This window comes from Labrenzia sp. THAF187b (genome assembly GCF_009363375.1).
GTDB classification, from domain to species: Bacteria; Pseudomonadota; Alphaproteobacteria; order Rhizobiales; family Stappiaceae; genus Roseibium; species Roseibium algicola.
In genome coordinates, this window is sequence record NZ_CP045344.1 from 2,140,001 (window position 1) to 2,161,280 (window position 21,280).

The following is a 21,280-nucleotide window of genomic DNA, read 5'->3' on the forward strand; positions in this document are numbered from 1 at the left end:
GCTAGTAGTGGCGAGCGAACGCGGACCAGGCCAGTGGCTTGCATTTAAGAACCGGAACCGTCTGGAAAGTCGGGCATTAGTGGGTGATAGCCCCGTACGGGTAGAAATTATGCAAGTCCTCGAGTAGGGCGGGACACGTGAAATCCTGTCTGAACGTGGGGGGACCACCCTCCAAGCCTAAGTACTCCTTGTCGACCGATAGCGAACAAGTACCGTGAGGGAAAGGTGAAAAGTACCCCGACGAGGGGAGTGAAACAGTTCCTGAAACCGGATGCCTACAAACAGTTGGAGGGCGCAAGCCTGACAGCGTACCTTTTGTATAATGGGTCAGCGACTTAATTTAACGAGCAAGCTTAAGCCGGTAGGTGTAGGCGTAGCGAAAGCGAGTCTGAATAGGGCGCCCTAGTTCGTTGGATTAGACCCGAAACCGAGTGATCTAGCCATGGCCAGGTTGAAGGTGCGGTAACACGCACTGGAGGACCGAACCCACGCCTGTTGAAAAAGTCGGGGATGAGCTGTGGCTAGGGGTGAAAGGCCAATCAAACTCGGAAATAGCTGGTTCTCCGCGAAATCTATTTAGGTAGAGCGTCGGATGAATACTCTCGGGGGTAGAGCACTGGATGGGCTATGGGGGCTTACCGCCTTACTGATCCTAACCAAACTCCGAATACCGAGAAGTACTATCCGGCAGACACACAGTGGGTGCTAACGTCCATTGTGGAGAGGGAAACAACCCTGACCGCCAGTTAAGGTCCCTAAGTTATGGCTAAGTGGGAAAGGATGTAGAACTCCCAAAACAACCAGGATGTTGGCTTAGAAGCAGCCATCATTTAAAGAAAGCGTAACAGCTCACTGGTCTAAATAAGGGGTTCCGCGCCGAAAATGTACCGGGGCTCAAGCCATACACCGAAACTGCGGGTGCATCTTATGATGCGCGGTAGCGGAGCGTTCTGTAAGTCTGCGAAGGGGGACCCGTGAGGGCTCCTGGAGATATCAGAAGTGCGAATGCTGACATGAGTAACGATAAAGCGGGTGAGAGACCCGCTCGCCGAAAGTCCAAGGGTTCCTGCGCAACGCTAATCGGCGCAGGGTTAGCCGGCCCCTAAGGCGAGGCCGAAAGGCGTAGTCGATGGGAATGCAGTTAATATTCTGCAGCTTGGTGGTAGTGACGGATGCCGTGTGTTGTATCTCCTTATTGGATTGGGGGTGCAGCGAAGGTGTTCCAGGAAATAGCTCCACCGTATAAACCGTACCCGAAACCGACACAGGTGGACTGGTAGAGAATACCAAGGCGCTTGAGAGAACTATGCTGAAGGAACTCGGCAAAATGCTCCCGTAAGTTCGCGAGAAGGGAGACCTCACGACGGGCAACCGTTGTGGGGTGGCACAGACCAGGGGGTGGCGACTGTTTATCAAAAACACAGGGCTCTGCGAAGCCGTAAGGCGACGTATAGGGTCTGACGCCTGCCCGGTGCTGGAAGGTTAAGAGGAGGTGTGCAAGCACCGAATTGAAGCCCCAGTAAACGGCGGCCGTAACTATAACGGTCCTAAGGTAGCGAAATTCCTTGTCGGGTAAGTTCCGACCTGCACGAATGGCGTAACGACTTCCCCGCTGTCTCCAGCATAGACTCAGTGAAATTGAATTCCCCGTGAAGATGCGGGGTTCCTGCGGTCAGACGGAAAGACCCCGTGCACCTTTACTACAGCTTCACACTGGTATTCGTCACGACATGTGTAGGATAGGTGGTAGACGTTGAAGCAGGAGCGCCAGCTCTTGTGGAGTCACCCTTGAAATACCACCCTTGTCGTCATGGATATCTAACCGCGGTACAACAATATCCGGGACCGTGTGTGGCGGGTAGTTTGACTGGGGCGGTCGCCTCCCAAATGGTAACGGAGGCGCGCGAAGGTGGGCTCAGAGCGGTCGGAAATCGCTCGTTGAGTGCAATGGCATAAGCCTGCCTGACTGCGAGACTGACAAGTCGAGCAGAGTCGAAAGACGGCCATAGTGATCCGGTGGTCCCTCGTGGAAGGGCCATCGCTCAACGGATAAAAGGTACGCCGGGGATAACAGGCTGATGATGCCCAAGAGTCCATATCGACGGCATTGTTTGGCACCTCGATGTCGACTCATCACATCCTGGGGCTGGAGCAGGTCCCAAGGGTTTGGCTGTTCGCCAATTAAAGTGGTACGTGAGTTGGGTTCAGAACGTCGCGAGACAGTTCGGTCCCTATCTGCCGTGGGTGTAGGAGAATTGAGAGGATCTGTCCCTAGTACGAGAGGACCGGGATGGACGTACCTCTGGTGGACCTGTTGTGGCGCCAGCCGCATTGCAGGGTAGCTATGTACGGAAGGGATAACCGCTGAAAGCATCTAAGCGGGAAACCCACCTCAAAACCAGTTCTCCCTGAAGAGCCGTGGAAGACCACCACGTCGATAGGAAGCGTGTGGAAGTGCGGCAACGCATGAAGCTTAGCTTTACTAATAGCTCGTTCGGCTTGATCCTCTCATTAGTCAATGTTCATCTTTTGGATGCGCCCCTGGCGCATCGAAAAGATCATTTTAAGTGCGCTACCGCCCTTCGGGCTGCTTGAGCGCGTTTGAAATGATCCATAGGGCCAATGTCCTGGAACCTTCGTCCCAGGCGAGGCCGACCAAAACATCAAAAAATATATAGACCAGTTCACGCAAATTGCGCTTCGCCGGCCTGGTGGCCCTAGCGGGGAGCCCCCACCCGATCCCATCCCGAACTCGGCCGTGAAACTCCCCAGCGCCAATGGTACTGCATCTTAAGGTGTGGGAGAGTAGGTCGCCGCCAGGCCTGCAAATCGCAATTTGAAACCTCTTCAATTTGTCTGTCGCTCACGCGCGTAACGCCCTTCGGGCTGCGCTCCGCGGGGCGGCCCGACCGGCCGGCGGCCACTTGGCCTTGCCTCCGCTGCGCTCCGGATCTCTTGTCCCATATCAGCGCAGTCTTCCGGTCAAACCGAAACATAAGGGTATGCCCAAAAGGGACCAGACCCAGTTTGACCAAACGCGCAGCGCGCAAAGGACAAACAAAAAAACAACGCGGGATGGAGCAGCCCGGTAGCTCGTCAGGCTCATAACCTGAAGGTCGCAGGTTCAAATCCTGCTCCCGCAACCAACAAATAACCCGGCCGCGCGCCGGGTTTTTTGTTGCTAACGGATACTGATTCCAAACTGACCAGCGCTCCCACAAAAAGCGCTATGCCCGACGCACTGGCACAAAAAAGCTCAAAGCCACATACCGATACAAAATAAAAAAAAACCCGTCCATAAGGGCGGCCTTTTTTGTTGCATCACTGCGGGGGCAGGGCAAAAGCCCGACGCAGCGGGGCAGAAAACTCTCAAATCCGGCGACGAGCCCAAACAAAAAGCCTGTTCACACAGACTCCAACCTGACAGGCCACTGAAACAAGAGCCACGACCGGTTAACCCAAAGGCCTTCTAGAGACTTTGGGCTGTTTCCTCCATCGCCAGAAGGATGGTGGCCGGTTGGTTTGTCCTGTTTTCGAGAGCTCTTGGTTCATTTGGAGACAGGACGCAGGAATCCAGTGGTCCAAGGGTCACCACTCCATTGCCATTGGTGATGGTGACCTGGCCGGAGATGACCACATAGATCTTTTCTTGAGGGGACGCCTTGAGAGACGTGTGGCCTCCAGGAAGAAGATGGGACATGCCTACCCACATAGAGCGCGTTGACGTTGCCTCCTTTCCCTGAAGACGAAGGCACGCCATCGCGAAGTGTTCCGGCGCCTCATATTGCTGCGCGCTGTCAATGCGGGTTACCTGCATGTGCGTTTCCTACTAAGGCTTGAGGATAACCCGCTCAGGCGTTGCCCGCAGAACTGAAGCGTAGGCCTTGGCAGCGTCGTCAAATCCGTAGACAGTTTCCGGATTGATCGGGAAGGGCTTCAGCACACCGGCCTCGAACTTCGGCTTGAGCACGTCGAAGATCTTCGCGCCATACACACTGTCGAGCGCCAATGTATCGATACCGATGAACTTGTGACGCCCGCGGAAAAACGTGAAGATGTCGAAGTCTACCGCCCTGTCGAACGTGGAGATGAAGACCTGACGCCCCTGTTTTGCAAGCGCCTTGTTGGCCATTTCGAAATAGGGGCTTCCGACGGTGTTGAAGACGATATCAGCGCCCCGCCCCCCGGTCTTTTCGCGAACCAGTTCAGCGACGTCCTGTGAAGAGCTGTCGAACATTTCGATGGGTTGCGCACTATGGCCAAGAAATTCCATGGGCTTGTATTCGACACCGAACACTGTTGCACCTGCCATCGTCGCAAGCTGGATTGCAGCCTGTCCAACCTTTCCGTTGGCCCCGCACACCAGGACATTGTCCCATGGCTGGACGCCGCCAGCTTCTCGCAGACCTTCAAAGGCGGTTATGAAGGGAACGCCGATCGAGCCTGCTTCTTCCATGCTGAAGTTGACCGGTTTTTCGCGGACGGCGGCCTGTGGCAAGGCCATGTATTTGGCGTGAGAACCGTTTTGAGTGATGCCGAGTTCTCCGCCTCCTCCCCAGATTTCCTTGCCGATCAGATGTGCTGGTCCATCAACAACAACGCCTGCAAAATCGCGACCGGGAACTCTTGGCCAAACCGCATGGGGCATATGGCCGAGAGACGCCTTCACGTCTGAAGGGTTTACACCAGCTGCCCTGATTTCAACCAGGACCTGACCCGGCCCGTGCTGTGGTATTGCCGGTTCGATCACGTCGATCAGAAGATTGTCCAGATCCGGCGACTTCTCCGTCACCCAAAGGGCCTTGCCGGTGACTGTCTTGCTTTGAACGTTCATGGCTCTTGTCCCCGTCCTTTTCACTTTGTTGCGGCGCGCTTACTGCTGGAGGCCAAGCATTTGCCTGGCTTCGCCTGCAGTGGCGATTTCGCCTCCCAGTTTCTCGATGAAGTCACGGGCTCTGGCGGTCAGTTCGCCATTGCCCTTTGTCCGTTCGCCCTTGCCGATATAGACGGTGTCCTCCATGCCAATGCGCACGTGGCCACCCAGCAGCCAGGCTTGCACCAGCATCGGAAAAGCCCATCGGCCGACACCGAAGCCGGTCCACACCGTGCCCGGCTGCAACATTCGGGATGCCATGGACATGGCATCCGGGGTTGAAGGCAGGCCGTATTTCACGCCCGTTACAAGCGAACACATGGCGGGACCTTCGATATGTCCGGCCTTCAGAAAATCATTGGCCATGACGATGTCGCCGGTGTCGAACAGTTCCAGTTCCGGTTTCACACCGCTATCGCGGATGACTTCAGCCATCACGCGCACATTCCGGGGTGTGTTGATCACCACCTGCGCACCTGAGTTCATGGTGTTGAAATCCAGTGTGCAGATGTCCGGACGGATCCTTGCGATATGTTCAACCCGCTTTTCGGGGGGCAGGATCGTCGTTCCCGGGCCGGCGACCGAAGGATCATCATCGGAGGGGACGAAACGGCCGCCTGGACCTGTCGTCAGGTTGAGGATCAGATCAGTGTTCTTCTGCCGGATCTGCCTGACAACGTCTTCGTACAGGCCGATCTCCATCGATGGTTTGGCCGTCTCCGGATCACGCACGTGAATGTGGGCAATTGCGGCGCCGGCTTCGGCAGCCTCAAGGCATGCATCTGCAATCTCCTGAGGCGTTGCCGGCAGGTCAGGGTGCTGGTCGCGGGTGGTCAGGTTTCCAGTCACGGCGCAGGTGATGATGGTTTTATGCACCATGGTTCAAAGCCCCCGCCCGGCGTCGACCACGATGCGCGTGCCCGTGGAGTGGGTGAGGTAGGCAACGGACGCAAAGATCGCCTTGCCGACGTCCTCGGCTTCGACAACCTTTTGCAATGGGGTCGCTGCGCCAGCCTTTTCGACCTGTTCCCGTGTTCTGCCTGGAACAAAATCCGTCGCAACCATTCCCGGAGACACGGAGAGGATCCGGACTTCCGGCCCGAGTGCCAGGCCAAGCGTGTGGGTCATCGAATCGAGTGCCGCCTTGGCGCCGCAATAGGCAATGGAAGAGCCGAACCCCTTGAAGGCTGCGATCGAGGACACGTTGATGACGACACCATCGCCGCTCGCCTTGAGCAGGGTGGCAAAGGCGCGAATGGACGCGAACACCCCCCGGAAATTGGACGCGAAAACCTCGTCGATGATGGCGTCCGTCAGTCCATCCAGATCCTTGTGAGCGACCGGCGTCGTGGTGCCCGCCGAATTCACGAGAATGTCGACCCGCCCAAGTCTGCTCGCGATTTCCTCCTTGAAGGCCTCGATGCTTGGCGTGTCGATGACATCGACTTTCAGCGCAAGATGGCCGTCGCCTTCGAGTGCCGTGACGACTGCCTGCGCCTTGTCTTCGCTGGAGCGATATCCGACGACGACACGCGCGCCCGCCTCTGCGAACAGTTTGGCAGATGCTGCGCCTATTCCGCCGGAGCCGCCAATGACAACGGCGACTTTCCCTTTCAATGACTGGCTCAAGACACTTTCCCCTTGATCGGCGGTTCGGGGAAACGGGGTTCGCCTGGCTTCAGGATGAAGTCGTAGGTGCAGGTGTAGAAGGGGGTCGCAACGTCGGGATATTCGGCTGAGGGTGTTTCCCGGAGTTCTAGATCACCCGCGATCTGTTCCTTCGCACCGAACACAACGTCGTTCACCATCGCTTCGTCCGTATCGGCGAAAATCTGGGTGATGAGTGTCTTGTGTTCAGGGGCGGACACTATGAAATGGACATGCGCCGGGCGCATGGGGGTCCGCTTCTGTGCCCTCAACAGGTCTCCCGTGGTGGTGTGAACGGGGACCGGGTAGCCGGCTGGTTTCACCGTGCGGATGAGGTAGTTGCCGTTTTCGTCCGAAACAAATTTGCCACGCAGATTGAAGTCGGCCTGATCCTTGTCCTGGTTCTCGTAAAGTCCATCCGGGGATGCCTGCCAAACATCAAGCGTTGCCCCGGAAATGGGTTCACCATTCACGTCCAGTACACGGCCCTTCAGAACCAGCGGATCTCCCGACGTGGTGGACCGTGCAATGGTGTCGCCAAACTCGCAGTCAGGTGCAGATCCCCGATAGAAGGGGCCAAGCAAGGCTGACATCGTCTCGCCCTGCATGCCGTCATTGTTGATGAGATCGATGAGTGTCGAGGCGCCGAGAACGTCGCAGATGAGAACCGCCTCGTTGTGGGCGTTGTCGGTCTGCTGACCTATGGCATTGAGGATCTGCAGGCCTTTTTCATATTCGGCTTCGGTCGGGCGAACCTCCCGCAGAAAGGCATGCAGGTGCCGGACGAGAGAGGTGATGATTTCCTTGAAACGCGGATCCGATGTCGCCTCCATGGCCGCCAGAACGGCAGGGGTGACATCCTCTTCCTTGCTGATCAGTCTTGTAGTCGTAACGTAGCTGTCCATGACGTTCCCTCAGGCGGACGCTGCTGTCGCATGTAAGGCCTGGTCGGCCCTGGCTGCTTTCAGGTGCGGGTATTTTTCGGTGAGCAAGGAGCCGTGGTAATAGGTGGCCCTGAAGGCGGGCTCCTTGCGAATGTTTTCCAGCCATGCCGCGACCATGGGCTTGTCTGCCCAGGCATCGCCCAGGTTGATGTCGTCCATGCGCACAATGACCGGCATGATGGCGATATCGGCATAGGTGAGGGTCTGTCCCATGATCCAGGGGCCACCTCCTTCCAGAAGCCACTGGTTCATCCGGTCCACGCCCCGGTCCAGGCGTCCCTGCGCCTCGTCCATGTCAGCCTTCGGAAAACCGGTGCGGCCCATTTTCATGAGAAACTCGCGGCGCAACGGCTTGCTGTCGCAAAGCGCCTGAAATTCCTCTGCGCTCATGGCCTGAAAATGCGGCAGGAAGGCAAGATTATAGGATGGTACACGGATCGCCGGCGTCGGCACTTCGTCGATGAAGCGCAACATCGCCCGCATCCTTGCACGCTCATGAGGAGCAGACGGCCGCATCGGGGAGGTGTCCGGCAATATGTCTTCCAGATACTCCATGATGACGGCGCTATCGGTCACGGAGACCCCGTCATGCACGAGGGTCGGAACCACGCCATTGGGATTGATCGCCAGATAGTCCGGCTTGAGCTGGTCGCCACTGAAGAGGTCCAGCTTTCTTTCTTCAAATGCCTGCCCCTTTGCGTGAAGGGCGAAGCGCACACGCTGCGAGCAGGTGGATTGAGGCGCGTTGTAAAGTACGAAACCCATCGGTAGAGCCCTTTCTCTCAGTCCCAGTTCAGGAAGCGGGGCAGGCGGTGTTTCGCTGCCAGGGTTCCAACGATGCCGAGGGGAAAGAACATCAGCGCCAGCGCCATGATCAGGCCGGTTGCCAGGATGTTGAATTCCGAAGAGCCAAGAGTTGCGACGAAGATCTCGTTGAAGGCGACAATCAGGACGGCGCCGATGACCGGGCCCGCGATCGTGCCCTTGCCGCCGAGAATGCACATCAGAACCATGTTCACGCTGACAAGAATGATCAGGAAGATGTTTGGACGGATGTAGGTGAGATATTCACCCCAGATAGCGCCTGCCATGCCGACAAAGGCTGCCGAGATGGCGAAGGCGAGCGTCTTGTAGGTGCGGGTATCGATCCCCGCGCTTTCGGCCTTGATCTCGTCTTTCGAAATGGCGCGCAGCCCGAGCCCGAATTTCGAATGCTTGATCTTGTAGCTGATGAAGACGGTCAGCGCCGCCAGAACGACGAAGGCGTAGTAATACGGCAGCTTGGCCCATTCGACGCTGAGGTCGTTGGCAGGCAAGGCGACGCCATTGGCGCCACCGACAAAGTGCCAGTTGTCAAACAGGATGCGGGCAATCATCACCAGCGCCAGCGAGGAAATGATGAAGCTCGGACCGCGCGTTTTGAGCGTGATACGACCGATCAGATAGCCGACAGCAGCGCAGACGAGGCCTGCCAGAGGTGCCGTCAAAAGCGTCGAGATGCCGAAGCGTGCCAGCAGCATTCCGGCAAAGTAGCCGCCAATGCAGAAGAAGACGTTGTGTCCCAGCGAGATGTAACCCGTGAAACCGCCGAGAATGTTCCAGCCCGATGCCATGACCGCATAGCAGGCCGTGAACAGGATGAGGTGGATCACATAGTTGAAGTTGCCGACAAATTGCAGTGCCGGAACCGCCAGCAAGAGGGCCAGAAGGACGATCGGAAACCAGGTGGCCCGTGTCCTGTCGGCCCGCCGTGCAAGCTTTTCGTTGTGCTCGGCCCGGGCCTGCAGAACGTTGGACGTCTCGTTGAAAGCAAGGGACATTATGCAAGCTCCGGTTTTTCACCGAACAGCCCCTGGGGCCGAACGAGAAGGATGAGAAACAGGGCGAGAAAGAAGGTCATGGTCGACCATGTCGCTCCGACATAGGTGCCGACGAAGGCGGCAATCACGCTCAACAGGAAAGATGCGACGACCGTGCCGAGCAGCGAGCCCATCCCGCCGAGAACCACCAGCGACATGAGGACGGCGATCCACTCCCAGTGCTTTGCCGGAAAGAACGAGAAAACGAAGGAGACAAGGCAGCCAGCAGCCCCGGCGAGACCAATGCTGATTGCGAAGCTGACCAGGGCAACGCGGTTGACATTCACCCCCAGCAGTTCAGCCGCTTCGCGGTTCTGGGTGGTTGCGCGGATGGCGTAGCCGAAACTGGAATACTTCAGGAAAAGCGCCAGCACGGAAATGATGATCAGCGACAGAATGCCGGCATAAAGCTGGCCGGTCGGAATGAAGACATCACCGATAAAGATCGCATCGGTCGCATAGTCCGGAGACGTCACACGCTGGGTGTTCGAGAAGAACCCTCCGAGTGCCCCTTCGACAATCATCGCGATTGCGAAGGTGAGCAGGACCGTCATTTCCGAATATTTGGCCGAGCGTGCTTCCCGTTCGAAAACCAGCTTGTAAAGCACCACACCTATGGCGGCCAGAATGACGATCGCCACGGGCAGCATCATCAAGGGGTCGATGCCGTAGAGCCGGAATCCCCAGTAGGCGACATAAGCGCCGGCGATGATCAGCACCGGATGCGCCAGGTTTACGATGCGCATGACACCAAATACGAGACTGAGCCCGGATCCCATGAGGGCGAACACACCACCAAGAGCAAGGCCCAGAATGAGAGTTTGAATAATATCAGCCATGATTGCCCTCCTCAGGCTGCCTTCTTGCCGCCGAGATAAAGGTCCTGTATCCGCGGGTCGCGCAGGACGTCGTCCGCAGGACCGGAAAACAGGGTGCGTCCCAGGTCCAGAACGACGCCCTGGTCGGAATTCTTCAATCCCATCAAGGCGTTCTGCTCAACAAGAAGGATCGTGATGCCTTCTGCGGCCATCATCTTCATGATTGAAAACATTTCCTGGACGATCTTTGGCGCCAGTCCGAGCGACGGTTCATCCAGCATGACAATGTCCGGCTTCAGGATCATGGTGCGGGCCATGGCCAGGGTCTGTTGCTGACCTCCAGACATCGTGCCTGCGTGCTGGTCGCGGCGTTCCTTCAGGATCGGGAAGAGCTCCTCGATCTCGTCGATGCGTTTTTCCAGGCCGGATTTGTCGCTCATGGAAAAGCCGCCCATGCGCATGTTTTCCCGCACGGTCATTTTCGGGAACAGCGCGCGCTCCTGGGGAACGAAACAAATTCCCTTTCGAAGCACCTGGTCCGGGCGCAAACCCTTGAGGCTTTCGCCCTTGTAGAGAACGTCGCCGTTGCGCACCTTGAGCATGCCGCAGATGGCCTTCAGCAAGGTGGACTTGCCGGCGCCGTTCGGACCGATGATGCAGTGGACCTTGCCGGGTTCGACACGTAGCTCGGCTCCGTCCAGAATTGCCGGGCCGTCGCCGTAACCGGCGGTCACATTGGAAACGTGTAGAAGTTCGCTCATCACGCAGCCTCCTCCAGGACGCCACCAAGATAGGCGTCGAGAACAGCAGGATTTTCGCGGACTTCCTCGGGCTTGCCATCAGCAATGACCTTGCCCTGGGCCATCACCACGATCTTGTGGGACAGGCGCATGATGAGGTCCATGTTGTGCTCCACGATGAGCACCGTGAGGCCCTGTTCGTTCAGCTTTTGTATGTGGCCGATGATTTCCTCAAGCAGCGTCGGATTGACCCCGCCTGCAGGTTCATCGAGCAGAATGATCTTGGGATCGCTCATCAGGAGCGCTGCCAGATCCATCAGTTTCTTCTGGCCGTAGGACAGGTTTGAGCCGTCCTCGTAGGCGATCCGCGTAATGCCGAGGAAGTCGAGGATTTCCATCGCCTTTTCGACTTCTTCCGCACCAAGAGCGGGTTTGAAAAGATCCCGCCAGCCGCCGATCCTGGATTGGCAGATGACGTTTTCCAGAACCGTCATGTCCGCCAGGTTTCGGCTGATCTGGAACGTGCGGCTCAGGCCCATGCGGGTGATCTTGTGCGGCCGCAGATGTTCGATGCGTTGGCCCTCAAGAAGAACCTTGCCGGCCGAGGGTTCGGTTGTCCGGCTTATGCAGTTGAAGGCGGTGGTCTTGCCTGCGCCATTCGGGCCGATCAGGGCCGTGATGCTGCCTTTGGGAACGGTGAACGAACAGCCGTCGACTGCGCGGATCCCGCCAAAATGCTTGGACAGGTTATCTATTTCGAGCATGGGAACTCGCTTTGCGCTTGGAATGTCAGGAGAGCTTCCCGGGCGCCATGCGCCCGGGACCGGTTCGATCCGTCAGAACGAACCCTTCGGGTAGGTGAGGGCGCTGACGCCTTCAAACTCGTCCGTCGGATAGACGAACTGCAGTTCGCCATCGTTCCACTGGGTCATCAGGAACGGCTTGTCTGCAGGTAGCCCCAGTTCATCCCAGTTGAACCGTCCGAGGATCGTGCGAACCGGCTCGTCCCTGGTGCGTTCCGACAACCACTTGCCCATGGCTTCATTGTCGGTTGAACCGGCACCGAGAATTGCCTGCTCGATGCCCTGGCAGACAGCGAAGGGAATGGCAGCGTCTTCATCGGGAACCGCACCGAATTTTTCCTGATAGGAGGCGACGAAGTCGCTGTTGGAAAACGGTTCGCCGGCCAGTGTCGACTGAAACGGCGCATCCTTGTGCCAGGAGGTATGAACCAGAACGCCTTCTGCACTTGAGCCGGTGCCTTCCAGGTATTCAGCCTGTGTTCCCTGGCTGAAATAGACGAGTTTCGGCTCCGCCCGGACTGTCTTGAGTGCGCGTGTCAGCTGGACCGCCTCTTCCGCGGAAGCTGTCAGTCCGATGATCAGTTCCGCTCCGGAGCGTTTCACCTGATTGGCAAGGTTGAGCCAGTCACTGAAACCTTCTTCCGGCCAACGCTCGGAAAAGACGACTTCGATGTTGTTTTCAGCAAGGTATCCCGGTGCTAGGTCGCGCACCAGTGAGCCGTCCGCCGGGTCCATGACCTTCTCACCCATCAGACCGGACCAGACACCGTTTGCGAAGAAGTCGTCCGCGGATATCACGGCCGCAGTCTTGGGTGTTTCACCCTCGGGGATCAGGTCCTTGACGATGCCTGCGAGGGAAGCGCCGACATATTCGGCGGCATTCGGCTGGAAATAGAAGATGTTCTTGTGACCCTGCGTATAGATGCGCAGCGCGCCTCCGGCCGGCAACGGGTGAACCATGTTGTTCTTTGCCAGAATGCTGGCGACAGGGAAGGACAGACGCGAGGAAAAGGTTCCATACACCGCCTCCACGCCGTCGACATTGATGAAGCGTTCGTACTGGTTGATAGCGGTTGCCGGGTCGGATCTGTTATCGGAAACAAGCAGCTCGACCTGGCGACCCATGATGCCGCCGCGCTCGTTGATGAGATCGACACACAGTTCATAGCCTTGCTGGTGTTTTTGTCCGGCAATCGAAAAACCACCGGTCAAGGGCAGGCTGGCACCGATCTTGAGCGGATCAGCCGCCTGAGCCATGCCGGTATAGCCAGATGCAAGCATGCTGGCAGACACAAGAGCTGCCACCGTCCAATTAATGCGTTTCATCTTTTTCCTCCCTGAAGATGAGATCAGATCCTTTTCGGTAGATCTGCGGTGGAGCCCTCCCAAGCCCTTGCACCATACCGTAGCCATTCGTCGTGCCCCTTGCTCACGCTCGAGATCGGGGCGGTATTCACATCACCTCATGCATTTCAGCAACCAATCAATGCAATCGATTGCACAGATTTTCGCAATAATATGCGCGACGAAAATCGTCACGCTCTGATCCGGATGTGCCGGACAGGAAAAGCCTGACTCCCTCCCAAATCATCGATAGCGCCCGAAACAGGTGTCCTGTTTCAGAGCGTTGGGCCGACGCCTCTCCCAAGGCTGACTGTCCCAAATCGAAGCACAGATCTTTCGCTCGTCCAACCCGCTTCGGGTCGGGCCTCGCCACAATGAATGAACCGCACGTAGTAGTGCGGTACCCATTTCCGGCGAGTCGCAGTATGCGAAGTTCAAATCTCTGCAATCGATTGCATAATCGGTAACACGATCACAAACGAGGTGTCAACAGTTTTATGCAATCGATTGCGAAGACGGTTCCATCCAGCTATATGGAGGGTGGGAGGACGCAAAGATGAGCCGACGGCCGACACTGAAGGACATAGCCCGGGAAACAGGTGTTCATGTTTCCACGGTTTCCCGTGCGCTTGATCCGCAAAAGCGCAGCTCGCTGACCGAAGAAATTGTCGTGAAGATCCGTCAAGCGGCCGACAGGCTGGGGTATCGACCCAACCGGATTGCCTTCAGTTTGCGCAAGCAGAAGTCGATGACGGTCGGGGTGATGATCCCGGATATCACCAACATGATTTTCCCGCCGATCGTTCGCGGCATCGAAAGTGTGATGGAGCCGCTGGGTTATGCTTCCATCATCGTCAACACCGATGGAGACAGTGACCGGGAGCGCCGATTGACCGAGACGCTTCAGGAGCGCGGCGTGGATGGCATCATCCATACGGCTGTGTTGCGCAGCGATCCCAATATCGTGGAAGCGGCGCGCCAGGGACTTCCGGTTGTCACGCTGAACCGAAAGGTCGAAGAAGCCGAGATCCCATATGTGATCAACGACGAGGAAGCCGGGATCCGCATGATTTTTGATCATCTTCATGATCATGGTCACCGGCGAATTGCGCATCTTGCCGGGCCCCGGGACTTGTCGACCGGACTGCTGCGCCGTGAAGCGTTCTGCTCGGTTGCCCGGGACTACGGATTTTCGGCCGATGCACTTGTCATCGAGGAAGCCTGTCGTTTCGAGGAGGAGGAAGGCCGCCGTTGCGCGAAAGAGATATTGAGCCGGTCACCGGAGACAACCGCAATTCTGTGCGCCAATGACAGATTGGCCCTCGGGGCCATGGATTATTGCGCCAGAAACGGGCATCCGTGCCCCGACAAGATTTCCATCACCGGCTTCAACGACATGCCTTTCCTGGATCTCATTCCGCCCGGCCTCACAACAGTGCGCATAGAGCAGTTTGATGCAGGGGCCACCGCTGCCCGGCTGCTGGTTCAGATGATCGACGGCTGTGACGGCAAGGTTCCAAGGGAAACAGTTCTTCCGGTCAGCCTGAAATGCCGAAACAGCGTCCTTCGAATAGAAACCGACCATTAGCGGGCACCTGACTTCTGCTGGCCGGGCGATTTTTGCGCGGCGGCCTCAAGTGCGCCGTCACACGGTCCTGGGGCCAAGAACAGTCAATCCAATAAGACTACCGACCAGGCGCATCGCTCCCTTGGGACGACACTCGTGACAGCACCTGTCAGCTTCAGCTTGGACAATCGAGGTGCCCTGATTGCGAGCCTGGTTTGCTTGAGCCCTCGTTTCACTGTTGGCCCTTTGCATTCAGTGCCCGATCGACGGGGTCAGAATGTGGTCGCCGGGCCAGATCGTTGATGTTCTTTCGCATTCGTTGCCGGACCGTACAGCCGCGTAATGGTTCAGGGTCCGGCTAGCAGCACTCATTCACTCGTCTTTTCAGATACTTACGAAAGTGACCAATCCGGCAACCCGGTGGTTGCTGGATCGTCTTTCTTCTTTCAAACGCCGGTTCGAGCTGCGGTTGGGCAGCCGCAGCTTCTGCTCTCGGCGACAAGGTCTCCCAAAAACACTCCAGTCAGGCGTTCTTCGAACGAATAAGTTCATAATGTGATTGTGATTATAAAATTTATTGAATATATAGCCACAATATGAGCTTTCTTGAATTGGTTGTCTGAGCAGGGGGAGATGCATCAGTGTTAAGAGACAGGAGCCTTCTCTGCGGAAGTGTCCGTATTGGAGAAGGTATCTACGAAGCTGGTGTTGAGGGCCTTACCGTCACGAACCCGGCGACCAGCGCTTGCCTCGGCAATGTTCCCAACCTTGGGGGCGCCGAGACAGAGTTGGCCATCAGACATGCCAGAGAGGCACAGGCCGATTGGTCCACACAGCCTGCAAAGGCACGGGCCGAGGTGCTGCAGCGCTGGTTTGCGTTGATTGTCGAGAATGCCGACGATCTGGCGCGCATCATCACCCTGGAACAGGGCAAGCCTTTGAAAGAGGCGAAAGGGGAAGTCCTCTACGGTGCCTCCTACGTCGAATGGTATGCCGAGGAAGCGCGCCGCATATACGGCGAAACGATACCCGCGACGTCCCGGGACAAGCGCCTCCTGGTGATCAGGCAGCCTGTTGGTGTGGTTGCGGCGATCACCCCCTGGAACTTTCCGAATGCGATGATCACAAGAAAGGTTGCACCGGCATTGGCTGCCGGGTGCGCAATCATCGTCAAGCCCGCCGAGCAAACGCCTTTTTCAGCCCTTGCGCTGGCGACGCTCGCCGAGCGTGCAGGTGTTCCGCCTGGTCTCTTCACGGTGATCACGGGGGACGCGCGCAGGATTGGCGCGGCGATGACCTCCAGTTCCGTCGTGCGCAAGCTGTCCTTTACCGGCTCAACGGACGTCGGAAAGTTGCTGATGCGGCAGTGCGCCGACACCGTCAAGAAGATCTCGCTGGAGCTCGGCGGCAATGCGCCTTTCATCGTCTTCGATGATGCCGATGTGGAAGCAGCCGTCGAAGGGGCTGTGGTCGCCAAATTCCGCAACAGTGGCCAGACCTGCGTTTGCGCCAACCGCATCTATGTGCAGTCGGGTGTTCACGACGCATTCGTTGCAGCTCTTGTGGAACGGATGCAGACCATGAAGGTCGGCGATGGGCAGGCCGGTGATACGGACCTTGGTCCGCTGATCGACGTTTCAGCCATAGACAAGGTCCAGGCGCATATCTCGGATGCCATTGCCAATGGAGCCAGGATTGAACTGGGCGGAACGCATCATTCCCTGGGTGGCACCTTCTTTCAGCCGACCGTTCTGACCGGTGTGCACCATGAGATGCGCATCGCGCGTGAAGAGACCTTCGGACCTGTGGCGCCGATCTTTCGTTTCGACACGGAAGAAGAAGTGATCGCGCTTGCCAACGACAGCGAGTACGGGCTCGCAGCCTACTTCTTTACACGCGACCTCGCGCGCAGTTGGCGGGTCGGCGAGCGTCTCGAGTACGGCATGGTCGGCATAAACACGGGCCTGATCTCCACTGCCGAAGCTCCGTTCGGCGGCATCAAGCAATCCGGCCTGGGACGGGAGGGATCCCGCCTCGGCCTGGATGAATACCTGGAAGCCAAATACCTGTGTGTTGGCGGAATCGATGAAGGAAATTGACATGACGGCATATGAGCCAGCCATTGCAGCGTTTCGGGCAGAAGGCGCCCTGCGTTATGGCGTCCTGACAGGCGATGATCTGGTGGACGTGACCGACAATCTGGAAGCCCGGTTCAGCAATCTTCTGGACGTTGTTGCCGCCGGCGCCCTGCCGGATCTGGTAAAGGCCGGCGAGGGGCGTCCGGTGAGCTATCGCGCGGCAGATGTCGCCTTCCAGATCCCGATTGCCGCACCCCAGAAGATCATCTGCGTCGGGGTGAACTACCCGGACAGGAACGCAGAGTACAAGGACGGCCAGGCGCAGCAGATGCGGCCCTCTCTTTTTCCGCGCTTTGCGAGTGGCTTCACCGGTCATGGCCAGCCACTGATCCGGCCACCGGAAAGCGATCAGCTTGACTATGAAGGTGAGATTGCGATCGTCATCGGAAAGGCGGGCCGTCGCATTCCGCGCGAGACCGCATTCGACCATATTGCCGCGATTACCCTTTGCAACGAGGGAACGATCCGCGACTGGACGCGCCATGCGAAATTCAACGTGACGCAAGGCAAGAACTGGGAAAGGACCGGCAGCATCGGCCCGGCTCTCGTGCCGCTGCATTCGCCGGCCCAATTGCAGGATGTCGCTCTTGTAACCCGCGTCAACGGTGAGGTTCGCCAGCAGGACCGGACGTCGAGAATGATTTTCGACTTCCCCTATATCGTCAACTACGTCTCGACATTTGCGCAGCTGATGCCTGGCGACATTCTGGTCTGTGGCACTCCGACAGGTGCCGGCGCAAGGATGGAGCCCCCTTGCTGGTTGAAGCCGGGTGATATTGTGGAAGTCGAAGCCGAAGGCATCGGTATCCTGCGCAACGGCATTGAGGACGAAAAATGCTGAGTGCCGCGCAGGTGCAGGACGTGGCGGCTGAACTTCTGGAAGCGGAAGCGACCCGGCAACAGACTGGCCTTCTCAGCGTGCGTTACCCGGACATCTCGCTGGATGACGCCTATGCCATACAGGGGGCGCAACTTGCGACCAAACTGGCTGCCGGGCGGCGCATTCTGGGGTGGAAAATCGGCCTGACATCCAAGGTCATGCAGAACGCACTCGGTATCGATACGCCGGATTCGGGCGTGCTTTATGACGACATGCTGTTCCCGGATGGCGGGCAGGTGCCGCGCGGCCGATTTATCGAACCGCGCGTGGAAGCCGAGATAGCATTTGTGATGAAGGCGCCGATCGATGGCAACGTGTCCCGTGAAGATGTGATCGCGGCGACGGATTATGTGAGCCCCGCGCTTGAAATCCTGGACACCCGCATCTTGCGTGCTGATCCGGAGACGGGAACGCGCAGGCGCATCTTCGACACCGTGGCGGATAATGCCGCCAATGCGGGCGTGGTTCTGGGAGCTCAACGGCATGACCCCGGCGACGTGGATCTTCGCTGGATTGGGGCTATCGTCGAACAGGATGGTGAGGTCACGGCCACCGGTCTTGGTGCGGCTGTCTTGAACGACCCCGTGATGGGGCTCGTCTGGCTTGCCCGGCGGATGGCCAGCTACGGCCACCGCATCGAACCCGGCCAGATCGTCCTGACGGGATCGTTTATCGGCCCCATCGAATGTCCACCCGGCACGGCGATCCGGGCCGACTTCGGACCGTTCGGCGCCGTCTCCACCAGATTTGCGTGATCGTCATGACCTTAGCGAAAAACCTCTTCAAGGCGCGGCTTGCAAAGCCGGAGACCCAGATTGGCCTTTGGATGGCGTTGGCACATCCCGGCGCCGCGGAAATTTGCGCAGGAGCCGGGTTCGACTGGCTCGTCATCGATGCCGAACACGGACCGAACGGGCTTGCCGAAATCATTGCGCAGCTGCGGGTAATCTCCGGCAGCAGCCATGCGGTGGTTCGTGTCCGTGAGAATGACCGTGCCCTGATCAAGCAGATGCTGGATATAGGGGCGCAGACAATTCTGGTTCCGATGATCGAAACGGCGGCGGAGGCGCAGGAAGCCGTGGACTCGGTCCGTTATCCGCCGGAGGGGGCGCGCGGTGTCGGCGCGGCCCTGGCAAGGGCGTCGGACTATGGTCGCATTACCGACTATCTGCACACGGCAAACAAGCAGGTGTGTCTGCTTGTCCAGGTCGAAAGCTGCAAGGGCATCGATGCGCTGAACGAGATACTGGCGGTAGAAGGTGTCGATGGCGTCTTCGTCGGGCCAGCGGATCTGGCCGCGGACATGGGCTATGTCGGCCAGCCCGAAGCGGATCCGGTACAGGTGGTCGTGGTTGAGGCCCTTTCGCGGATCAGGGCCGCGGGAAAGCCTGCCGGTATCCTGACCTCCAACCGTGAACTTGCGAAACGTTATGCGCTTATGGGGGTCGAGTTTCTGGCCGTTGGGGCTGATGTTGGTGTCTTTGCCCGTGGTCTTGCGGAGTTGAGGCAGGCGTTTCCCTGATCATTTCCCGGTTTCGGTCGGGTGTGACCATATTATGAACAGTCGGGCCCGCTGCGCGAAAGCGCGGCGGGCCTTTGTTTTTGGCTGTTTTCTGCGGCCGAGGTGGCTCGAAATCATCGGGAAATAACTTATTGACTTTGAAAAAAGCCATAATATGATCTTTATCAAATAAAGAATTCAAAAAATGATCATATTATGATCAGTCAAAAATGAGAGGTTCATAATGACGACACTTTCGGCAGGCGCACGGTTCCGGCAGGCCTTGAAGGAAGAAAATCCGCTTCAGGTCATGGGGTCGATCAACGCCTACACGGCGATGATGGCAGAGCGCGTGGGCTACAAGGCTCTTTATCTTGCCGGTGCAGGCGTCGCGAACGCATCCTACGGGCTTCCCGATCTCGGCATCACGAACCTGAGTGACGTGCTGACGGATCTCCGCCGCGTTACGGATGCAAGCAGTCTGCCGGTCCTGGTTGATGTCGATACCGGCTTCGGGGGTGCCTTCACCATCGCGCGCCTTGTGCGCGGCCTGATCAAGGACGGCGCCGGTGCCATGCACATGGAGGATCAGGTTCAGCTCAAGCGGTGCGGTCACCGTCCGGGCAAGGAGATCGTTTCCAAGCAGGAGATGGTTGACCGCGTCAAGGCCGCCGTGGATGCAAAGACCGACGATCAGTTCTTCATTGTTGCCCGCACGGATGCGCTGGCCATCGAGGGCCTGAACGGTGCGATCGACCGGGCCTGTGCCTACGTCGAGGCTGGCGCCGACATGATCTTCGCAGAAGCCTGCACGGAGTTGTCGCAGTACAAGGCTTTCGTCGATGCGCTCGACACGCCGTATCCGGTTCTCGCCAACATTACCGAGTTTTCCAAGACGCCGAACTTCACTCTGGACGAGCTGCGCAGCGTCGGCGTTTCAGCGGCGCTCTACCCCTTGTCTGCGAATCGCGCAATGAACGCGGCAGCCCTGAAGGTTTACAAGCATATTCGTGAGGTCGGATCAGCGACCGGTGTGCTGGATATCATGCAGAAGCGCGAGGAACTCTACGACTTCCTGAACTACCACGACTACGAAAGGAAGATCGACGAGTTGTTCCAAAGTCGGAAGTAATTGAGCAAAGGGAGGAAAGAATGCTCACCAAGAGAACTTTGTTGTCAATCGCAGCGGGCGCCTTGGCGCTCACAGTGGCGGCTCCGGTTATCGCGCAGGACGCGTTTCCGGAGAAGCCGGTCCGCCTGATTGTGCCGTATTCGCCTGGAGGGGGGACAGACACTACGGCCCGGATTGTTGCCGACAACATGAAGGAGTATCTGGGGCAGCCTGTTGTCGTCGAAAACCGTCCGGGTGCGTCCGGAACGGTCGGCACGCTTCTGGCAAAACAGGCAGAGGCTGACGGGTATACCATTCTGTTCGGTATCCAGGCGACGCTTGCGCTGAACCCGTCGCTTTTCAAGTCGGCGACCTACAACTCGAAAGAAGACTTCTCGGGGATCGCGGTGATCTCCGAGTCGCCCTATGTGGTCACGGTGCCGGGGGATTCAGAAATCTCCGACTATGAAGGCTTTGCCGCCGCCGCCACGGAAAACCTGACCATGGCAAACGGAGGCAGCGCGGCGCTTCTGGCGGCGCGCTTGCTGGCCCGGCAGGCGGATCTCAGCTTCACCAACATTCCGTACTCAGGTTCCGGAGATGCAATTTCCGATATCCTGGCCGGCCGTGTGAATGCGATGATCAGCAGTCCTGTTTCGGTCCTGCCGCATGTTGAGAGCGGTGCCCTGAAGCCGATCCTCGTCACGAGCACAGACCGTTACGCCGCGCTGCCCGACACGCCAACGGCAGACGAACTCGGCTTCGACGGTTTCAACGTGGTTGGGTGGTACAGTGTCGTTGCTCCGGCTGGGGTCCCCCAGGAGCGTCTGGACGTTCTGAGCGATGCCTTCAACAAGACCATTGCCAATCCGGACGTGCAGGCGAAACTCGAAAGCATCGGTGTAACGCCGTCCCGGCGTGGCCTGGATTCAGCGGCGACGACAGAATTCATCGCCTCCGAGGTCGACCTGTGGGGCCAGGAAATCAAGGACGCCGGCATCGAGCCGAAGTGACCTATCCCTGAACTTCCATTTCGCAACAATTGAACCTACCGG

General features: G+C 57.9%; 18 protein-coding genes, 1 tRNA gene and 2 rRNA genes (1 of these 21 only partly in view). 10 read left to right on the forward strand and 11 right to left on the reverse strand.

Features of this window, described 5'->3' with window-relative positions:
• The 3 genes from FIV03_RS09925 to FIV03_RS09935 form a co-directional block, all read left to right on the forward strand.
• Positions 1-2,507, forward strand: a 23S ribosomal RNA gene (locus FIV03_RS09925); it begins 216 nt to the left of the window's first position.
• Between the two features lie 200 nt (positions 2,508-2,707).
• Positions 2,708-2,822: ribosomal RNA gene (rrf, locus tag FIV03_RS09930) — 5S ribosomal RNA — on the forward strand.
• Positions 2,823-3,069: 247 nt separating this feature from the next.
• Positions 3,070-3,146: transfer RNA gene (locus FIV03_RS09935), tRNA-Met, on the forward strand.
• 323 nt (positions 3,147-3,469) lie between these two features.
• Here the strand turns inward: FIV03_RS09935 and FIV03_RS09940 are convergent.
• The 11 genes from FIV03_RS09940 to FIV03_RS09990 form a co-directional block, all read right to left on the reverse strand.
• Positions 3,470-3,817, reverse strand: a complete 348-nt coding sequence (locus FIV03_RS09940; protein ID WP_152509447.1) for a cupin domain-containing protein — start codon at positions 3,815-3,817, stop codon at positions 3,470-3,472.
• Between the two features lie 12 nt (positions 3,818-3,829).
• Complete coding sequence (locus FIV03_RS09945; RefSeq protein ID WP_152509448.1) at positions 3,830-4,834, reverse strand: zinc-binding alcohol dehydrogenase family protein; 1,005 nt, start codon at positions 4,832-4,834, stop codon at positions 3,830-3,832.
• 39 nt (positions 4,835-4,873) lie between these two features.
• A complete protein-coding gene (locus tag FIV03_RS09950; RefSeq protein ID WP_152509449.1) occupies positions 4,874-5,752 on the reverse strand; it encodes a 3-keto-5-aminohexanoate cleavage protein in 879 nt (292 codons plus the stop codon).
• A gap of 3 nt (positions 5,753-5,755) precedes the next feature.
• A complete protein-coding gene (locus FIV03_RS09955) occupies positions 5,756-6,502 on the reverse strand; it encodes an SDR family oxidoreductase (protein ID WP_152509450.1) in 747 nt (248 codons plus the stop codon).
• Positions 6,499-7,425 (reverse strand): dioxygenase, encoded by a 927-nt coding sequence (locus FIV03_RS09960; protein ID WP_152509451.1) that lies wholly within the window; start codon positions 7,423-7,425, stop codon positions 6,499-6,501. The genes FIV03_RS09955 and FIV03_RS09960 overlap by 4 nt, the downstream gene beginning before the upstream one ends.
• Before the next feature lie 9 nt (positions 7,426-7,434).
• Entirely contained in the window at positions 7,435-8,229 is a 795-nt protein-coding gene (locus FIV03_RS09965) for a glutathione S-transferase family protein (RefSeq protein WP_152509452.1), read from the reverse strand.
• Between the two features lie 17 nt (positions 8,230-8,246).
• A complete protein-coding gene (locus FIV03_RS09970; RefSeq protein WP_023003763.1) occupies positions 8,247-9,284 on the reverse strand; it encodes a branched-chain amino acid ABC transporter permease in 1,038 nt (345 codons plus the stop codon).
• Positions 9,284-10,162, reverse strand: a complete 879-nt coding sequence (locus FIV03_RS09975; protein WP_152509453.1) for a branched-chain amino acid ABC transporter permease — start codon at positions 10,160-10,162, stop codon at positions 9,284-9,286. The genes FIV03_RS09970 and FIV03_RS09975 overlap by 1 nt, the downstream gene beginning before the upstream one ends.
• Positions 10,163-10,173: 11 nt before the next feature.
• Complete coding sequence (locus FIV03_RS09980) at positions 10,174-10,902, reverse strand: ABC transporter ATP-binding protein (protein WP_055661121.1); 729 nt, start codon at positions 10,900-10,902, stop codon at positions 10,174-10,176.
• Positions 10,902-11,645, reverse strand: coding sequence for an ABC transporter ATP-binding protein (locus FIV03_RS09985; RefSeq protein WP_023003760.1), 744 nt, complete (start codon positions 11,643-11,645; stop codon positions 10,902-10,904). Before FIV03_RS09985 ends, FIV03_RS09980 begins: the two co-directional genes overlap by 1 nt.
• Positions 11,646-11,717: 72 nt before the next feature.
• Positions 11,718-13,010 carry an amino acid ABC transporter substrate-binding protein gene (locus tag FIV03_RS09990; RefSeq protein ID WP_152509454.1) on the reverse strand — a complete coding sequence of 431 codons (1,293 nt, stop codon included), beginning with the start codon at positions 13,008-13,010 and terminating at the stop codon, positions 11,718-11,720.
• Positions 13,011-13,584: 574 nt separating this feature from the next.
• Between FIV03_RS09990 and FIV03_RS09995 the strand changes: the two genes are divergently transcribed.
• The 7 genes from FIV03_RS09995 to FIV03_RS10025 all read left to right on the forward strand — a co-directional run bounded on the left by FIV03_RS09995 (position 13,585) and on the right by FIV03_RS10025 (position 21,238).
• Positions 13,585-14,616 (forward strand): LacI family DNA-binding transcriptional regulator, encoded by a 1,032-nt coding sequence (locus FIV03_RS09995; protein WP_152505457.1) that lies wholly within the window; start codon positions 13,585-13,587, stop codon positions 14,614-14,616.
• A gap of 659 nt (positions 14,617-15,275) precedes the next feature.
• A complete protein-coding gene (locus tag FIV03_RS10000) occupies positions 15,276-16,694 on the forward strand; it encodes an NAD-dependent succinate-semialdehyde dehydrogenase (protein WP_286202306.1) in 1,419 nt (472 codons plus the stop codon).
• A 1-nt stretch (position 16,695) separates the two neighbouring features.
• A complete protein-coding gene (locus tag FIV03_RS10005; RefSeq protein ID WP_152509456.1) occupies positions 16,696-17,574 on the forward strand; it encodes a fumarylacetoacetate hydrolase family protein in 879 nt (292 codons plus the stop codon).
• Positions 17,568-18,368 carry a 2-oxo-hept-4-ene-1,7-dioate hydratase gene (hpaH, locus tag FIV03_RS10010; RefSeq protein ID WP_152509457.1) on the forward strand — a complete coding sequence of 267 codons (801 nt, stop codon included), beginning with the start codon at positions 17,568-17,570 and terminating at the stop codon, positions 18,366-18,368. The genes FIV03_RS10005 and hpaH overlap by 7 nt, the downstream gene beginning before the upstream one ends.
• A gap of 5 nt (positions 18,369-18,373) precedes the next feature.
• Positions 18,374-19,135, forward strand: coding sequence for an HpcH/HpaI aldolase/citrate lyase family protein (locus FIV03_RS10015; protein ID WP_152509458.1), 762 nt, complete (start codon positions 18,374-18,376; stop codon positions 19,133-19,135).
• Between the two features lie 223 nt (positions 19,136-19,358).
• Complete coding sequence (prpB, locus tag FIV03_RS10020) at positions 19,359-20,246, forward strand: methylisocitrate lyase (RefSeq protein WP_023003744.1); 888 nt, start codon at positions 19,359-19,361, stop codon at positions 20,244-20,246.
• Between the two features lie 20 nt (positions 20,247-20,266).
• The gene (locus FIV03_RS10025) at positions 20,267-21,238 is read left to right on the forward strand and encodes a tripartite tricarboxylate transporter substrate binding protein (RefSeq protein WP_023003742.1); all 972 of its coding nucleotides are present in this window, start codon (positions 20,267-20,269) and stop codon (positions 21,236-21,238) included.
• Positions 21,239-21,280: the final 42 nt, after the last annotated feature.